This window comes from Bradyrhizobium sp. RP6, assembly GCF_003837805.1.
GTDB lineage: Bacteria > Pseudomonadota > Alphaproteobacteria > Rhizobiales > Xanthobacteraceae > Bradyrhizobium.
Map to the genome: position 1 here is coordinate 361,044 of NZ_RQIT01000004.1, position 16,306 is coordinate 377,349.

Below are 16,306 nucleotides of genomic sequence, written 5' to 3' on the forward strand. Positions count from 1 at the left end.
GTACCGTGCGGCAAGATAGGCCCCGGCTCTGCTGCGCATCACTTCGTGCTGCGCAGCGTCCGGGGCACGAGAGTGTCACGTCCCCTTCGGCCGCACGATGGCCCAGCCGATGCGCAGCAACTGCTGGCGGCCGGTCACCAGCCATTCGAACGCGCGCGGGACTTCCGGCACGATGCCGGGGAAGCGCTTGAGGATGTCCGGCGGCGGGGTGCCGGCGGTATCGGAGGCGCGCCAGACCACGACGCCCCCGGTCTCGCTGAATTTGGCCTGATTCATCCACGGCGTCCGCGCAGGATCGGCATCGATGAACAGATGCGGCCGGCCGGAATGCAGCGCGATCAGGCTGGCGAGTTGCGTCTCGCCGGCGACGGCGCGCAGGCGATGGTTGGTGCGACGGGCAAAGCTCTCGTCGAAGAAGTCCGAGATCGCGCGCGCCGGCATCGAGGTCGCAATCTCGTTGGCGCCGGTCCAGGGCAGGAACAGGACGGCGAGCACCACGCCGGCGGCGGGCGCGATGATGGCAGCAGCCCATACCGTGCGCAGCATCCGCGTGCGGCGCATCGCGATGAAATCGCCGGCCGCAACGACCACGGCAAGCCCAGGCATGACCAGCACGACACCGGCGCCGCCGACGACGGAGTCGAGCCCGAGCAGGCCGGAGATCAGCACCGCGCTAAGCGGCGGAGCCAGCGCGAAGAAATAGACGAAGTTGCGCGCGAGCGGCTCGACCGGCGGTCGGTAGATGACCGGCGGTTCCTCGCCCTTGCCGTCGAACAGCCCGGTGTTGAGGAAGGTCAGCGCCGGGATCGCGGCAGCCCCGAGCACGAGTCCACCGAACAGCCAGGCCGCGTGCAGCGCGCGGGCGTTGAGCTCGGCGACTTGCGGCATGTCCGGCATGGCCAACGTCTCGGCCCGCATCAGCCAGACCGCATAGGGCAGCGCCAGCACGGCAACCACGATCAGCGCAAACAGCGGATCGAGCCTGCGCAGCGTCCGGCGGCCGCCGGCGGTCGACACCGCGAAGACGACGATCAGCCCGAGCAGAAAGATCGCCGCGGGCGTCGTCAGCAGCAAGAGGCCTGCTTCGATCGACCAGGCGAACCAGGCATTGCCGCGGCGCTGGCCGATGATCTGCCAGGAATGCAGCAGCAATAGCGCCCAGAGCGGCCGCGCCAGCACCAGAGGGCCGAAGTCGAGCGCAGGCGAGGAGAAGGCCAGCACGGTCATCGTCAGCAGCACGGCTAGCACCGCCTGCTGCGAACCGATCACGGCGCGAGAGAGATGGTAGAGTGCGATGAAGGTCGCGATCTCGCAGATCTCGGCAAGCACGTAGACGCCCAGCATGTGGCCGCCTGCGGCCCGATAGGCGATATCGGCGAGCCAGACCGGCAGCGGCGGGCCGAGATCGGTGCCGACCTGGTATTCGCGTCCGAAAGCCAGCAGCGTCGCGAGGGTGCCGGGCGGGCTGCGGTAGAACACCAGCGCCACGAACAGCCACATCAAAGCCTGGAGCAGCACGGCGATCCAGACGATCAGCCGCGGCCGGGCGCGAATGAGCTCGATGACCAGGGAGGTAAACCGCATGCAACGTCCGAATGATGCAGCCAGTCCAGCCGGCCCTATTCGCTCATCCGTTTGATAATGGGCGCTGCGCGCCGTGGCAACTTCGGTGTGCTCCCTCTCCCCGTTCTGACGGGGGAAGAGTCCGCCGCTCGAGATGAGTCTTAGAGCCCAGCCGACGCGTCGATCTCAACGCTGGCTTCCACCTCCACTTCCACCTCCGTGACTGAGAACAGGTCCAGCACCGGCTCGACGGTCCACGGCATGTGCTTGGCGCGGGCGGCGGCGACGGGGGCGAAGAAGCGGCGGTGGTGGATGGACGGGCCCAGCCGGTCGAGCGCCTCGAGGTGTTCGGGGACGGCGTAGCCCTTGTGCTGCTCGAAGCCGTAGCCGGGGCAATCCTGCGCCAGCGCGCACATCAGCCGGTCGCGCGTGACCTTGGCGACGATGGACGCCGCGGCAATCGACGACACGATGCCGTCGCCACCGATCACGGCCTCGCAGTCGCATTCGGTGTCGAGCCGATCGCGGCCGTCGACGAAGACGTGCCTGGGCGCCTCCGGCAATGCCACCACGGCGCGCTTCAGTGCCCACAGCGAGGCGCGCAGGATGTTGTCGCGGTCGATCCGCGAGGGCGAGGCGACGGCGACCGAAACCTGCGCGGTGGCGCAGATCTTGTCGAACAGCTTCTCGCGCTCCTCGGCTGTCAACCGTTTCGAATCATCGATGCCGCGCGGAATGCGGTCGGGATCGAGAATCACCGCGGCCGCAACGACGGGACCCGCCAGCGGGCCGCGGCCGGCCTCGTCGCATCCGGCAACCGGCCAGACGCCGCGCTTGATCAGCGCGCGCTCGCGGCGGAAGCTGGGCGGAGCAATGGCAATGATGCCCTTCTTGGCAACAGGAACCTGCGGAGCCTTCACTGCAGATGCTTTGCCTGCAGATGCCTTGCCTGCAGGTAGCTTGGCCGCACGCAGCTTGGCCGCCTTGGCAGGCGCAGCCTTCTTCGCAGCTTCCTTTTTAGGCGCCTCTCTGGCTGGGTTCTTGGCGGACTTGTCCCGAATCATGCCGGGATCGTGCGCAAGCGGCTTCGCCAGCGCAACCGGGAACCCAGGATAATTCCCGCTATTCAGGCCGGCCGTCCTACTCCGCCAGATGCACCCGGCGGTCCTCGCCCACCTCGATACCGGGCGCGACCACGACCTCCCAAGGATGGCCGTCGGGGTCGCTGAAGTAGCCGGAATAGCCGCCGTAATCGGTCTCGTGCGCCGTCTTCAGCAAGCTGGCCCCCTTCGCGACGGCGAAGGCCATCACCTGATCGACCTCCTCGCGCGTCCGGCAGTTCCATGCGAGCGTCATGCCGCGAAAGGTCGATGGCCTCGGCGCGTCCGGCAGGGTCGCGTCTGCCGCGAGCTGATCCCACGGATACAGGGCGAGCACCGGACCGCCGGTATCGTAGAAGGCGACGGCCTCGCCGGTGGCCTTCAGCCGGCGCGAGAAGCCGAGAGCTTCGTAAAAAGCGATGCTGGCGCGGATATCGCTGACACCCAGCGTGACGACGGTGAGTCTCGGCACAGGGCCCGGCAATTCCTGACTCATGCCATGCCTCTTTCACTTTCCCGTCAGAACAGGCTGAGCTGATCGCCGTTCCGCTTCGGCCGCGCGAAGTGATCCGTCGTGAGCTTGGAGCGCCGCTTGTTGAGTCCGAGCCTGTCGCAGGCGATCTCGAAGCGGCGGCCGATGGTCCAGGCCATCGGGCCGGTTCCCTTCATCCGCTCGCCCCATTTCGCATCGTAGTCGCGCCCGCCGCGCATGTCGCGAATCAGGGTGAAGACGTGGCGATAGCGGTCCGGATAATTCGCCATCAGCCATTCGCGGAAGAGATCGCGGACCTCGAGCGGCAACCGCAACAGCACATAGGCGGCTTCCTTGACGCCGGCATGGGCGGCGGCATCGAGGATGCGCTCGATCTCGGAATCGTTCAACGCAGGGATCACGGGCGCGACCATCACGGTGGTCGGAATGCCGGCATCCGAGAGCTGCTTCAGCGCCTCCAGCCGCTTCGGTGGCGTCGAGGCCCGCGGCTCCATGGTGCGCGCAAGCTTCGGATCGAGCGAGGTGACCGAGATCGCGACCTTGGCGAGGTTGCGTTTGGCCATCCGCTGGAGAATGTCGATGTCGCGCACTACCAGCGTCGATTTGGTGACGATGCCGACGGGATGGCTGGCGCGTTCCAGCACCTCGAGGATGCCACGCATGATCTTTCGCTCGCGCTCGATCGGCTGGTAGGGATCGGTGTTGGTGCCGATCGCGATCATCCTGGGCTCGTAGCCGGTGGCGGCGAGTTCCTTCTCCAGCAGCGAAGGCGCCTCGGGCTTCACGAACAGTCTTGCCTCGAAGTCGAGCCCCGGCGAGAGGCCGAGATAGGCATGCGTCGGTCGCGCGAAGCAGTAGACGCAGCCGTGCTCGCAGCCGCGATAGGGATTGATCGAGCGGTCGAAGCCGATGTCGGGGGAATCGTTGCGGGTGATCACCTTGCGCGAGGTATCGATGCCGACACTGGTCTTGAACGGCGGCAGCTCCTCCAGGCTCTGCCAGCCGTCGTCGAAAGCGACGCGGGCCTCCGCCTCATAACGGCCGCTGGCATTGGATTGCGCGCCCCGCCCTCGCCGTCGCGCGCGATCGATGGCGACGCCAAGCTCGGGGAAATCTGAAGGCGCACCCGCCGGCTCGGAGGGCGCCGTGACCGGCGGGTGCTTGAGAGCATGAGAGGATGCTGGACTCATGAAGCCAAGATAGCACGCATAAGGAACAAATCAAGAACACAAACAAAAAACGTGAAAACAACCCCATGCAAAGTAGCCGCCCAAATTTCGGGCGCGCCGCTTTGACCTCACGCAACACGCCCGTCACGAGGATTTCGTTTGATCCCGCACAGGGATCGATCGTGCCGGAACAAAGTTGGTGACGATCGCTGGGTGAAAGCCGACGGGAACATGACAATTCAACAAAAAACCGCCGCCGCGATCGGCGACCTCGGTCTGCTCGACCGCTATTGGCGCGCCGCCAACTACCTCTCGGTCGGGCAAATCTACCTGCTCGACAATCCGTTGCTGCGCGAGCCGTTGCGGCCCGAGCACATCAAGCCGCGTTTGCTCGGCCATTGGGGCACCACGCCCGGCCTGAACTTCATCTATGCCCATCTCAATCGCGTGATCCGCGCGCTGGACCTCAACGTCATCTATGTCTGCGGGCCCGGCCACGGCGGCCCCGGAATGGTCGCCAACACCTATCTCGAAGGCAGCTACAGCGAGATCTATCCCGACATCGCGCGCGATACGGACGGATTGCGCAAGCTATTCAGGCAGTTCTCCTTCCCCGGCGGCATCCCGAGCCACGCGGCGCCGGAAACGCCGGGCTCGATCCACGAAGGCGGTGAGCTCGGCTACGCGCTGGTACACGCCTATGGCGCTGCATTCGACAATCCTGATTTGATCGTCGCCTGTGTCGTCGGCGACGGCGAGGCCGAAACCGGCCCTCTCGCCGCGTCCTGGCATTCGAACAAGTTCCTTAACCCGGCGCATGACGGCGCGGTGCTGCCGATCCTGCATCTCAATGGCTACAAGATCGCAAATCCGACCGTGCTCGGACGGATGGCAGATGCGGAGATCCGCGATCTCTTCCGTGGGTTGGGCCATGAACCGCTGTTCGTCGCCGGCGATGATCCCGAATTGATGCACCATGCCATGGCGGATGCGCTCGATGTCGCACTCGCCAGCATCCGCTCGATCCAGCAGCATGCCCGCGACGGGCGCAAAAGCGTCGAGCGGCCGCGCTGGCCGATGATCGTGCTGCGCAGCCCGAAGGGCTGGACCGGTCCGAAGGAGGTGGACGGCAAGAAGGTCGAAGGCTTTTGGCGTGCGCATCAGGTCCCCGTCGCCGGATGCCGCGAGAACCCGGCGCATCTGAAGGTGCTCGAAGACTGGATGCGCAGCTACGAGCCGGAAAAGCTGTTCGACGCGAACGGCGCGCTCGCTCCCGAGCTTCAGGCGCTCGCACCCCAAGGCGTCAGGCGCATGGGCGCCAATCCTCACGCCAATGGCGGCCTGTTGAAGAAGGAGCTGAAGCTGCCCGACTTCCACAGCTTCGCAATCGAGGTGCCGCAGCCCGGCGGCGCCATCGCCGAAGCGACGCGCGAGCTCGGCAAATTCCTGCGCGACGTCATCCGCCTCAACGCGCGACAGCGCAATTTCCGCATCATGGGGCCGGACGAGACCGCGTCGAACCGGCTAGATGCGGTGTTCGACGCCACCGAGCGCGTCTGGATGGAGCCGATCGAACCTTACGACGTCCATCTCGCCCAGGACGGCCGCGTGATGGAGGTGTTGAGCGAGCATCTCTGCCAGGGCTGGCTCGAGGGTTATCTGCTCACGGGACGGCACGGCTTCTTCTCCTGCTATGAGGCCTTCATCCACATCGTGGATTCCATGTTCAACCAGCATGCCAAATGGCTGAAGGTCACGCGCGACCTGCCGTGGCGGCGCCCGATCGCCTCGCTCAATTATCTCCTGACCTCGCATGTCTGGCGTCAGGACCATAACGGCTTCAGCCATCAGGACCCCGGATTCGTCGATCTCGTCGCCAACAAGAAAGCAGACATCGTCCGCATCTACTTCCCGCCGGATGCCAACACGCTGTTGTGGATCGCCGATCACTGCCTGCGCACCTACAACCGCATCAACGTAATCGTCGCCGGCAAGCAGCCGGCGCCGCAATGGCTCTCGATGCAGGACGCTGCGACGCATTGCGCAGCCGGCATCGGCATCTGGGGCTGGGCCGGAACGGAAGACGGACAGGGTGAGCCCGACGTGATCATGGCCTGCGCCGGCGACGTGCCGACGCTGGAGACGCTCGCCGCCGTCGACCTCCTGCGCAAGGCGCTGCCGGACTTGAAGATCCGCGTCGTCAACGTCGTCGACCTCATGACGCTGCAGCCAAGGGAGCAGCATCCGCACGGCCTCGCCGACCGCGACTTCGATGGCCTGTTCACGCGCGACAAGCCGGTGATCTTCGCCTATCACGGCTACCCCTACTTGATCCACCGGCTGACCTATAGCCGCACCAACCATGCCGGCATGCATGTGCGCGGCTTTGCCGAGGAAGGCACCACAACGACGCCGTTCGATATGGTCGTGCTCAACGAGCTTGACCGCTACCACTTGGCAATCGAGGCGATCGAACGCGTGCCGGGGCTTGCGACCAAAGCCGCGCGGGTAAAGCAACAGTTCCGCGACAAGCTGATCGAGCACTCCCGCTATGTTCGCGAGCATGGTGAGGACATGCCCGAGATCCGCGACTGGGTGTGGCAAAACAGTGCCGGCGGCAACACGCCGGCCGAAGCCGGCGACTAGCCATGCCGAACACGATCCTCGTCCTCAACTCGGGATCGTCGAGCATCAAGTTCGGCCTGTTCGATGTCTCGGCAGCTGAGCCCTCCCTGCTCTGCAGGGGCCTGCTCGACGAACACGAGGCAAGACCCCGGCTCGTGGTGAAGGACCCCGCGGGCGAGGACCTGTTCGAGGCGCGAAGGGACGCGCCGGACGCCGACGGCGGCGGCCATCTGTTCGCCGACGTGCTCGCGTTCATCGAGGACCGGTTCGGTGCAGACAGCTTGCGGGCCGTCGGCCACCGCATCGTCCACGGCGGGCCGGATTATTCGGGCCCGGTCGTCCTGACGGACGACATCACCGCGAAGCTGGAGGCATTGACGCCGTTGGCGCCGTTGCACCAGCCGCGCTGCCTTGCGCCAGTCCGCGCGTTCGCGTCGATCCGGCCCGGGCTGACGCAGATCGCGTGTTTCGACACCGCCTTCCACCACGGCCTCGCGCCGCCGGCGAGCCGCTTCGCCATTCCCAGGCGACTCGAGGCGCGCGGCGTCAGGCGCTACGGCTTTCACGGCCTCTCTTTCGAATATGTCGCGGGACGCCTTTCCGAGATCGCGCCGGAGCTTGCGACCAGACGCACCGTCATCGCGCATCTCGGCAACGGCGCCAGCCTCTGCGCATTGCGCGATGGCCGCAGCATCGACACCACGATGGGACTGACGCCGCTCGACGGCCTCGTGATGGGCACACGCTGCGGCACGATCGATCCCGGCGTGCTGCTCTATCTGCAGCAACACGAGAGCATGTCCGTCGAGGAGGTCCAGCACCTGCTCTATCACGAGTCAGGCCTCTTCGGCGTCTCCGGCACCTCCGCGGACATGCGCACGCTGCTGGCGAGCGGCGAGAGCGCGGCGCGAGGGCGGTCGATCTCTTCACCTTCCGTGCGGCGCAGGCAGTCGCAATGATGGCGACGACGCTCGGCGGCCTGGACTGTCTGGTCTTCACCGGCGGCATCGGCGAGCATGCCAAGGAGATCCGCAGCGCGATCGGCGAGCGTCTCGCATGGATGGGCGTGCGCATCGATGCCGCCAGCAACGACGCGGCACGCGGACGCATCAACGGCAGCGACAGCGCCGTCGAAATCTTCGTCATTCCAACCAATGAAGAGATGACGATCGCGCGCCATTGCGCCGCGCTGATCCGTGGGCGCCACGCCACGTGACAATTTTATGAATGATCTGCCGCAATGCTGCCGCCGCGGTTTCGCGGCACAGATACCGCATCAATCCTGGTTGCGGACCGATCATGAAAACCCAGATCATCGAAGAGCTCGGACAAGGCAGCATCCTGTTGCCCGCGCTGGTGGCGGAAGGGCTCGCCGCCAACGACCGGATCAAGGTGCGGATGAGCGCGTTGCAGGCGGCGGCCGGCATGCGCAGGAGCCTGACGGGCCCGCGAATGACCTCGGGGTCGAAAGCCAGACTGCAGGCATCGCTCCCGCCGGGATCGCAGCGCTGATCGGCGGCGCGCATCTGATCGGACAGGGCCGGCTCGCAGCCCCCGATCTTGCGAAGCTGATGCAGGAGATTGCGGACGATGCAGCGACCATGATCCGCGCCGTCGGCGCCGGCGCGGTGAGCGAAGGCGAAAGGGCGCAGGCGCGGCTTGACGCGATCCGCACAGCCGGCCTGCTCGATGCCACCGGCGAGATCGAGATGTCCCGCATCTCGCGCCTGACCGGCGTCGCCGATGCAGGCAGCGACAGCCTGCATCGCCTCGTCATGGATCTGCACAAGCAGCTCAACCGGCTTGCGGCGAGCTGCTCGGAGGAAGCGCTCGACGGCGCCCATGTCTTCGGCCTGCACAGCGAAGACCGGCCGGCCGTCGCCGCCTTCATGAAGGGCCTGAACGCGACGCGGGGTCTGAAGTTCAATCACCCCGGTCTCGACACCATGGCAACACGCGCCGGCGGCCGGCTGCTGATCCAGAACGACATCGGCACCACGGACGCCCATGTCGTCGTGATCGCGGTTAAGAAGAACGCGGTCACCGTCACCTACACCGACGTGCATCTGGCGCGGGCGAAGTTCTTCATCTCGCTGTTCGAGGCGTTCGAGGCGAGCTGGAGCGGCCTTGATCGTCACACCGCGGCCGGCCTCGGCGAGGACAATTCCTTCTATCTCGTCACCGGGCAGTATCAGGGCGACCACGCCGCCGATCGCAACGAATTCCTCGCGGCGCTCGGTGCGACCCTTGTGTTTCTGATCGACTGGAACAAGGCGCGCAAGCTGCTCAGGACCTGGGTCGCCAAGGAAGACGCGGCACGCATCCTCGAATGGGCTGCGCGTCAGCGGATTGGCCATCGCGGCTTCCTCGAGCTCGGCGGCAACGATCTGCTCGGCTCCGCTGTCCGGAACGCCGCTCCGACGCGGATCGGCTTCGGCGAGCGGCTCGACCAGGCGCTCGGCCGCAACGCTGCAATCGATTTTCTGAAGACATCTCTGCGCGCCTCCACCGAGGCACTGCTTGCGGGCCGCTCGGTCAGGACGGTGCGCGACCAGATCGAGGCCGATCTGATGCGGCACCTCGATCGCGTCGATGGGACTCTGCTCGCAGCCGTGCTGCGTCAGATCGGCCTCGCCCACGATCTCGTCGCGGCGATCTCGCGCCATATTGCCGCGCTCCGCGCGGACCAGCCCGCCGACGGCAAGCTGTTGACGCAACACTGCAGCGCGATCGAGCAGAAGGCCGACCGAATCGCGATCGAGAGCCGCAACGAGGTCGACCGCCTCAATGCCCGCCCGCTGATCGGACAATTGATCGATCGCGCCGAGGAAGCCGTCGACGAGCTGGAGCAGGCCGCATTCATCGCCGCACTGATGCCGGAAAGGACCGATCCATCCCTGCTGGAATCGCTGGCCGAGCTTTGCACGGTGGCAGAGACCGCGACCGAAGTGGCCGCGAGCGGCGTCGCGGCAGCGATCGACGTGCCGGAGGGACGGCGCGCCGATTCCGAGGACGCGCTCTCCGCCGTGACCCGCCTGATCGACGCCGAACACGCCGCCGACAGCCGCGAACGCGCGATCACCGCGCTGGTCTTCCGCGGCGGCTTCGACGTCGCGACCTCGCTGTCGGTGATCGAGCTCGCCCGCGCCGTCGAGCGCGCCACCGACCGCTTCGCCGCGTTCGGCCATCTGCTCCGCCGTCACATCATGATCGATCTCGCAGCTTGAGGACGCTACCCATGCATATCGTCCGTATCGGCGCTGAGGCCGCCGAATTGCGGCCCGCCGAAGAGATCGGCGCCAAGGCCGCCAATCTCGCCCGCATGGCGGCGCTGGGCCTGCCGGTGCCGCCTGCCTTCGTGCTCCCGGTCAAGCTCTGCGCCGACATCATTGCCGGCCAGGCGCAGGCCACGCGGCACCTGCGCGATGGCCTGAAGGAGGGAATCTCGTTCCTGGAGGGCGCCACTGGAAAGCGCTTCGGGGATCGCCGGCAGCCGCTCCTGGTGTCGGTGCGCTCGGGAGCGGCGCGATCGATGCCGGGCATGCTCGACACCGTTCTCAACGTCGGCTGCACGCTAGACGCCGTGCATGGCCTGATCCGTGCGACCGGCCGGCCGCGGCTCGCCTGGGATTGCCGCCGCCGTTTCCTGGAGAGCTTTGGCGAGACCGTGCTCGAGCTCGACCCGACCGCCTTTGCCGCGTGCATCTCGGAGCTCGTCGCAGCCGAAGACGCCGGCAGTGACCGTGAGCTCGACAGTGAAGCGCTCGAGCGGCTCGCCGGCCGCGAGCAGGCGCTGATCGAGAATCGCGCCGATGCCCCGCTGGAGGACGCGTTCGCGCAGCTGGAGGCGGCGGCCCAAGCGGTCTATCGTTCCTGGACGAGCGAGCGTGCGCTGACCTATCGAAGCCTCCAGCACCTCGAAGCGCTCGAGGGTACCGCCGTGACCGTGCAGGCGATGGTCTTCGGCAATGGCGGTCTTGCCTCCGGCGCGGGCGTGGCATTCTCGCGCGATCCATCGACGGGCGCGCGGCGCCCGATGATCGACCTCGTACTCGATGCGCAGGGTGAAGACGTGGTTTCCGGACGACGCACACCTGATACGGCCGAGGCGATCGCCCGCGAGCTGCCGAAGCTCGAAGCCGAACTCGGCGATGTCCTGAGGCGGCTCGAGCACGCGTTCGCCGACGTCCAGGACGTCGAGTTCACGGTCGAGAACGGCAGGCTCTGGATCCTCCAGACCCGCACAGCCAAGCGCACGCCGCGGGCCGCCGCCAGGATCGCGATCGACCTCGTGCATGAAGGCCTGATCTCGAAGGAAGAGGCCTTGGAGCGGATTGCGGAGATCGACCTCGCCTCGCTTACCGAAACAAGGCTGGTTTCCTCCGGCAAGCCCGCGACGACCGGCATCGGCGCCGCCGGCGGCATCGGGATCGGACGGGCGGCGTTCTCGTCCGAAAGCGCCCAGCGCCTCTCGGCGGCGGGCGAGCCGGTCATCCTGCTGCGTCCCGATACAAGCACCGCCGACGTCGCGGGCTTCGCGCTGGCCGCGGGTATCGTCACATCGGTCGGTGCGCGCACCTCGCATGCGGCCTTGGTGGCGCGGCAAATGGGCAAGCCCTGCGTGGTCGGCTGCCGTGAGTTGAAGATCGATCTCGTTACGAAGCGCGCCCAGCTCGGCCAAGTCAGCTTTGCCGAAGGCGAGTGGATGACGATCGAGGGCGACGCCGGAGAGCTCTATCTCGGACGCTGCGAGACGATCCGGACACGGCCCGAAGCCGAGCTTGCCGAGATCGCCACGTGGCAGGCGCAATCCAGCCAACATGCTCGGCGCGCCGCCGCGCCTCAGTGAGTACCCGTCAGGATCTGGAAAACCCCCATCGCGACCTCGATCAGGATCAGCACCACGACGGCAATCTCCAGGCGGAGCGAGCGCTGGGTGTCGATGATGTCGGTCAGCGCGTTGGCGGTCTCCGATATCGCGGCAAGCTTGCGCTCGAGCGTGTCGAGGCGCTCCTTCAGCTCGTACTCGTCCTCCAGGCGCGAATAGAGCCGATCGAGCTCGGGCTTCTCCCAGAGCACGTCGGGCTTCTCGGCGATGGCGACCCGGCCGGCGACCCGCTGCTGCACCAGCAGCGCGTTGCCGATCAATTGCAGGATGCCTTTGCGCCGTTGCGGCGTGCGGCCGTGTTCGGCGAGCTCCCGTGCAAACGGCTCGATCACATCGAAGACCGCGGCGACGCGGCGCTCGTCGCGCGCCAGCGAAGTGCTCTTGGCCAGCGCATCCGCAACCAGCAGCAGCCGGTCGTCGGAGAATTTGGCGAGGCAGATCGGCCCGCCCGGCTGGATCGTCTCGGCGGCTTCTTCGTTGCAGAGCTGCGCCTGCGCGATCTCCTCCTCGTACGGGCTGAGTTCTCCGGTCACGCGTGACTTCAGATTGTCGATAAGGACCTTCTCCTCGGACGGAAGCAGCCCGATCAGCACGACGACGCCGTGGCGAAAGATCACGGCAAGACCGGCATGAACGCGGAAGGCGGCCGGCGTCGAGGACACCAGCGTGCCGATCTCCAGGCTGGAAGCATTAATGCGGTCGCCCAGCATCAGCGCCCGGATCCGCAAGGTCGGCGCAGTCCCCTGCTTCGGCGACGCTGGCACCGCGCCGACGGCGAGTTGATCGGCGTTCATGTGAGGCCACTCCCGGGACCAAGATCACACATCTTCGTTGACCTATGTTGCAAGCTGCATCCTCGTCTGAGAGGGACCGACTGCCCGTTGCGCAGCGAAATGTCCAGGAAGCTTCGAGTTATTACCGCCGGGATGAGCTTGTGCCGAAACATTCGGCAATATTTCCAGCCCGCACACGACACATTTGGCTGCAATGACTGGCTGCGGTTTACCATCGCATGCCGAAGCGCCGCCGGAAAGTTGCACTCGGCAACGCTACGGGTTTATGACAACATCATATAAAACTACGCTTCTCCCGAAGTGCAGACACTGAAGCCTCAATCATGCTGAGCGTCATCATTCCGACCGAAGGTGTCGAACAGACGGCGGTCGCAACCCTCGCTTCGCTGGTCCCCGGCGCCGCTGCCGGCGTCGTTCGGGAGGTGCTTCTGGTCGACCGCACGCGCAACGGCGTCATCGAGCGCGTTGCCGACGTCGCAGGCTGCCGTTTCATCGCGTTCGAGGGATCCTCGCAGGGCGCTGCACTCGCCGCCGGCGCGCTCCAGGCCCGATCGCCCTGGCTCATGTTCCTGCCCGCAGGCGCCGTACTGGAAACCGGGTGGATCGAGGAAACCACCCAGTTCATCCAGGCCGTCGCCAGCAGCGGCCGGGATCGCGCGGCGGTGTTCCGCTATGCGCGCTCGCCTTACGTAAATACCGCATTCCGCGACGTCGCCTGGGCCCTGGCGCGCAGGCTCGTGGGTCCGCTTAGCGATCAGGGGCTATTGATTGCGCGTGATCATTACGACCGGATCGGCGGCTACCCGCCCGAGGCCCGCCATTCCGAGGCGCAGCTGCTCCGGCGGCTCGGCCGGTCGTCTCGGACCATGCTACGCAGCCGGATCGTCATGGTCGGCTGAAGCGCCGAGATACTTGCCAACGTCAAACAATTAATTGACAATGGCAAATATCGAGGTGATCCCATGCTATCGAAAGCTTCGTTGTCAAGCGCCGTGGCCGAACAGGCCGACGACCACGTCGCAGCGGTTCGCTCCTTCAACCGCTTCTACACCCGCAAGCTCGGTGTGCTCGACCAGCACCTCGGCAAGAGTCCGTTCTCGCTCAGCGAGGCGCGGGTGCTCTACGAGCTCGCCCATCGCGACGAACTGGCGGCAAAGGAGATCGGAAACGAGCTTGGTCTCGACCCCGGCTATCTCAGCCGCATCATCCAGAGCTTCGACGAAAAGGGGCTGATCACGCGAAAGCTCCAGCCCGCAGATCGCCGGCAATACCAGCTCAGCCTCACCGCCAAGGGCCGCCAGGCCTTCGCCAAGCTGAACCTGAGCTCGCAAAACGAGGTCGCCGCAATGCTGGCTCGGCTATCGCCCGGCGATGCGACGCGGCTCACGCAGGCCATGGCGACCATCGAGGCCGTGCTGGAGCAACGCCGAAGCCCGCCTGCTTCTTTCATGCTGCGCAGCCATCGCGTCGGCGACATGGGCTGGGTCGTCTCCCGGCAGGCTGCCGCCTACGCCGCGGACTACAATTGGGACATCAGCTACGAGGCGCTGGTTGCCGAGATTTGCGCGCAGTTCATCAGGAACTACGACGCCACGCGCGAGCACTGCTGGATCGCGGAGGTCGGCGGCGAGCCGGTCGGCTCGGTGTTCCTGGTCAAGGCCACGGACGAGATCGCAAAACTCCGCCTGTTGCAGGTGGAGAAGAAAGCACGGGGCCTCGGCGTCGGCCGCGCACTGGTCGAGCAGTGCATCCAGGGCGCCCGCGAGCGCGGCTACAGCAAGATGACGCTGTGGACGCAGAGCATCCTGGTCGCCGCACGCGGGATCTATCAAAGCGCAGGTTTCAAGCTCGTGAAGGAAGAGAAGCATCACAGCTTCGGTGCCGATCTGGTCGGCGAGACGTGGGAGCTGGATCTCTGATCTCGCAGCGAGCGAGATGCGCGTTGCTGCGCTCTCTCCCCTTGCTGCAACTCGCAAACGCAAGCTCGCTCGGGTGAGGGGTATGTCTCCACAAGCGTTGGTGCGCGCGGAGAGAACCCCTCATCCGGCGCTTCGCGCCACCTTCTCCCACAGGGGCCACAAGGGGAGAAGGGAAGAAAAGCAAGAACTCACACGGTCGCGCCTTGCGCCTTCGGCCTTCGCAAATGCTCGTCCAGCCGCGGCATGATCTCGACGAAATTGCAGGGGCGCGTGCGGTAGTCGAGCTGGGCTGCGAGGATGCCGTCCCAGCCATCGCGGCAGGCGCCCGGCGACCCAGGGAGACAGAAGATGTAGGTCGCGCCCGCGACGCCCGCAGTGGCGCGGCTCTGGATCGTCGACGTGCCGATCTTGGCGTGGCTCAGCATGTGGAACGCGATCGAGAAACCGTCCATGCGCTTCTCGAACAGCGGCTCGATCGCCTCCGGCGTGACGTCACGCCCGGTGAAGCCGGTGCCGCCGGTGGTGATGACGACGTCGACGCCGCTATCCGCAATCCAGCGGCGGATGACGGCGCGGATCGCCTCGACATCGTCGGTGACGATCTCGCGCGCGGCGAGATGATGACCAGCAGCCGTGAGGCGATCGACCAAGGTCTGGCCGGACTTGTCATCCGCAAGCGCGCGCGTGTCGGACACGGTGAGCACCGCGATGTTGAGCGGGATGAACTGCTTGGTTTCGTCGATGGAGGCCATGGTGCGTCTCTCGTGTCCCGGACAAGGTGCGGCGCATCGGCGCCGCGCCGCAGAGCCGGGCCCCATCTTGGAGACTTGGGAGACCGGCATTGTGGGCCCCGGCTCTGCAGCGCATCGCTCGAGAAGCGCTGGGCAGCGTCCGGGGCACAACAGTCGCTACAACGCTCCCGCGCCGAACGTGTTGCAAGCCTGGACCGTGCCCTGCTGGTAGCCGGTCATGAACCACTGCTTGCGCTGCGCCGCCGAGCCGTGGGTGAAGGAGTCAGGCACGACCCGGCCCGTGGCCTGGCGCTGCAGCGTATCGTCGCCGATCGCGCTCGCCGTGGTCAGCGCGGCGTCGATGTCGCCGGGCTCCAGGAAGTTCGGACGCTTCTTCGCCTCGCGGTTGACCCAGACGCCGGACAGGCAGTCGGCCTGCAATTCGACCTTCACCTGGAGCGCATTCGCCTCGGCCTTCGAGCCGACCTGCTGCTGCAGCCGCGTCACGCGCGGAATGATGCCGAGCAGGTTCTGGATGTGATGGCCGGCCTCATGCGCAATGATGTAGGCGGTGGTGAAACTGCAGGCCGACTTGCCGGAGCAGCCGCGAAAGCGCGTCTCGACCTCGCGGAAGAAGCTGGTGTCGAGATAGATGGTGCGGTCGGGCGGACAATAGAACGGCCCCATCGCCGACTGCGCCATGCCGCAGCGGCCGCCATTGGTCGCGTTGCGGAACAGCACGATCTTCGGACCGGTGTAGGACTGGCCGCTGGCCTGGAAGATCTCGCTCCAGCGATCGTCGATCTCGCCGAGGATGCCGGAGATCATGCTGCCCATCTCGTCGGTCGGGGCGCCGCGCTTGCCCGAGGAGGCCTGGCGATCGGTCTGGTAGGTTGGCGCATGGCCGCCGCCGGTCAGAATCTCGGCGCCGCCGATCAGGATGCGTGGATCGATGCCGAAGGCGTAGCCGACCAGGCCGAGCACGATGATGGTGCCGATGCCGAGCCCGCCACCCCCCATCGGC

General features: G+C 66.2%; 13 protein-coding genes and 1 pseudogene. 7 read left to right on the top strand and 7 right to left on the bottom strand.

The window, feature by feature from the left end:
* Positions 1–75: 75 nt before the first annotated feature.
* The 4 genes from EHH60_RS12690 to EHH60_RS12705 form a co-directional block, all read right to left on the bottom strand.
* Positions 76–1,584 (bottom strand): glycosyltransferase family 39 protein, encoded by a 1,509-nt coding sequence (locus tag EHH60_RS12690; RefSeq protein ID WP_124159793.1) that lies wholly within the window; start codon positions 1,582–1,584, stop codon positions 76–78.
* Positions 1,585–1,724: 140 nt separating this feature from the next.
* Positions 1,725–2,627 carry a ribonuclease HII gene (gene rnhB / locus EHH60_RS12695; protein ID WP_124159794.1) on the bottom strand — a complete coding sequence of 301 codons (903 nt, stop codon included), beginning with the start codon at positions 2,625–2,627 and terminating at the stop codon, positions 1,725–1,727.
* A 76-nt stretch (positions 2,628–2,703) separates the two neighbouring features.
* Complete coding sequence (locus EHH60_RS12700; protein WP_124159795.1) at positions 2,704–3,159, bottom strand: VOC family protein; 456 nt, start codon at positions 3,157–3,159, stop codon at positions 2,704–2,706.
* A gap of 23 nt (positions 3,160–3,182) precedes the next feature.
* A complete protein-coding gene (locus tag EHH60_RS12705; RefSeq protein ID WP_124159796.1) occupies positions 3,183–4,346 on the bottom strand; it encodes a PA0069 family radical SAM protein in 1,164 nt (387 codons plus the stop codon).
* A gap of 210 nt (positions 4,347–4,556) precedes the next feature.
* On the opposite strand from EHH60_RS12705, the gene EHH60_RS12710 reads away from it, so the two are divergent.
* From EHH60_RS12710 to EHH60_RS12725, 5 genes and pseudogenes are all read left to right on the top strand, one after another.
* A complete protein-coding gene (locus EHH60_RS12710; RefSeq protein ID WP_199751428.1) occupies positions 4,557–6,971 on the top strand; it encodes a phosphoketolase family protein in 2,415 nt (804 codons plus the stop codon).
* Between the two features lie 2 nt (positions 6,972–6,973).
* A pseudogene (locus tag EHH60_RS12715) lies at positions 6,974–8,166 on the top strand (acetate/propionate family kinase).
* Between the two features lie 83 nt (positions 8,167–8,249).
* Positions 8,250–8,462, top strand: a complete 213-nt coding sequence (locus EHH60_RS38020) for a hypothetical protein (protein WP_245454473.1) — start codon at positions 8,250–8,252, stop codon at positions 8,460–8,462.
* A 59-nt stretch (positions 8,463–8,521) separates the two neighbouring features.
* Positions 8,522–10,177, top strand: coding sequence for a hypothetical protein (locus EHH60_RS12720; protein WP_245454474.1), 1,656 nt, complete (start codon positions 8,522–8,524; stop codon positions 10,175–10,177).
* An 11-nt stretch (positions 10,178–10,188) separates the two neighbouring features.
* A complete protein-coding gene (locus EHH60_RS12725) occupies positions 10,189–11,799 on the top strand; it encodes a PEP/pyruvate-binding domain-containing protein (protein ID WP_124159798.1) in 1,611 nt (536 codons plus the stop codon).
* Here EHH60_RS12725 and EHH60_RS12730 read toward each other — a convergent pair.
* A complete protein-coding gene (locus tag EHH60_RS12730) occupies positions 11,793–12,632 on the bottom strand; it encodes an RMD1 family protein (protein WP_124159799.1) in 840 nt (279 codons plus the stop codon). The two genes, EHH60_RS12725 and EHH60_RS12730, sit on opposite strands and share 7 nt — an antisense overlap.
* 323 nt (positions 12,633–12,955) lie before the next feature.
* On the opposite strand from EHH60_RS12730, the gene EHH60_RS12735 reads away from it, so the two are divergent.
* Both EHH60_RS12735 and EHH60_RS12740 read left to right on the top strand, forming a co-directional pair.
* Complete coding sequence (locus EHH60_RS12735; RefSeq protein ID WP_124159800.1) at positions 12,956–13,531, top strand: glycosyltransferase family protein; 576 nt, start codon at positions 12,956–12,958, stop codon at positions 13,529–13,531.
* A 63-nt stretch (positions 13,532–13,594) separates the two neighbouring features.
* On the top strand, positions 13,595–14,551 hold the full coding sequence (locus EHH60_RS12740) for a bifunctional helix-turn-helix transcriptional regulator/GNAT family N-acetyltransferase (RefSeq protein ID WP_124159801.1): 957 nt from the start codon (positions 13,595–13,597) through the stop codon (positions 14,549–14,551).
* A gap of 188 nt (positions 14,552–14,739) precedes the next feature.
* Here EHH60_RS12740 and moaB read toward each other — a convergent pair whose 3' ends face one another.
* Together moaB and ypfJ are read right to left on the bottom strand one after the other, a co-directional pair.
* Complete coding sequence (gene moaB / locus EHH60_RS12745; protein ID WP_124159802.1) at positions 14,740–15,303, bottom strand: molybdenum cofactor biosynthesis protein B; 564 nt, start codon at positions 15,301–15,303, stop codon at positions 14,740–14,742.
* 156 nt (positions 15,304–15,459) lie between these two features.
* The coding region (gene ypfJ, locus EHH60_RS12750) for a KPN_02809 family neutral zinc metallopeptidase (protein WP_124159803.1) at positions 15,460–16,306 on the bottom strand (847 nt) is incomplete at its 5' end.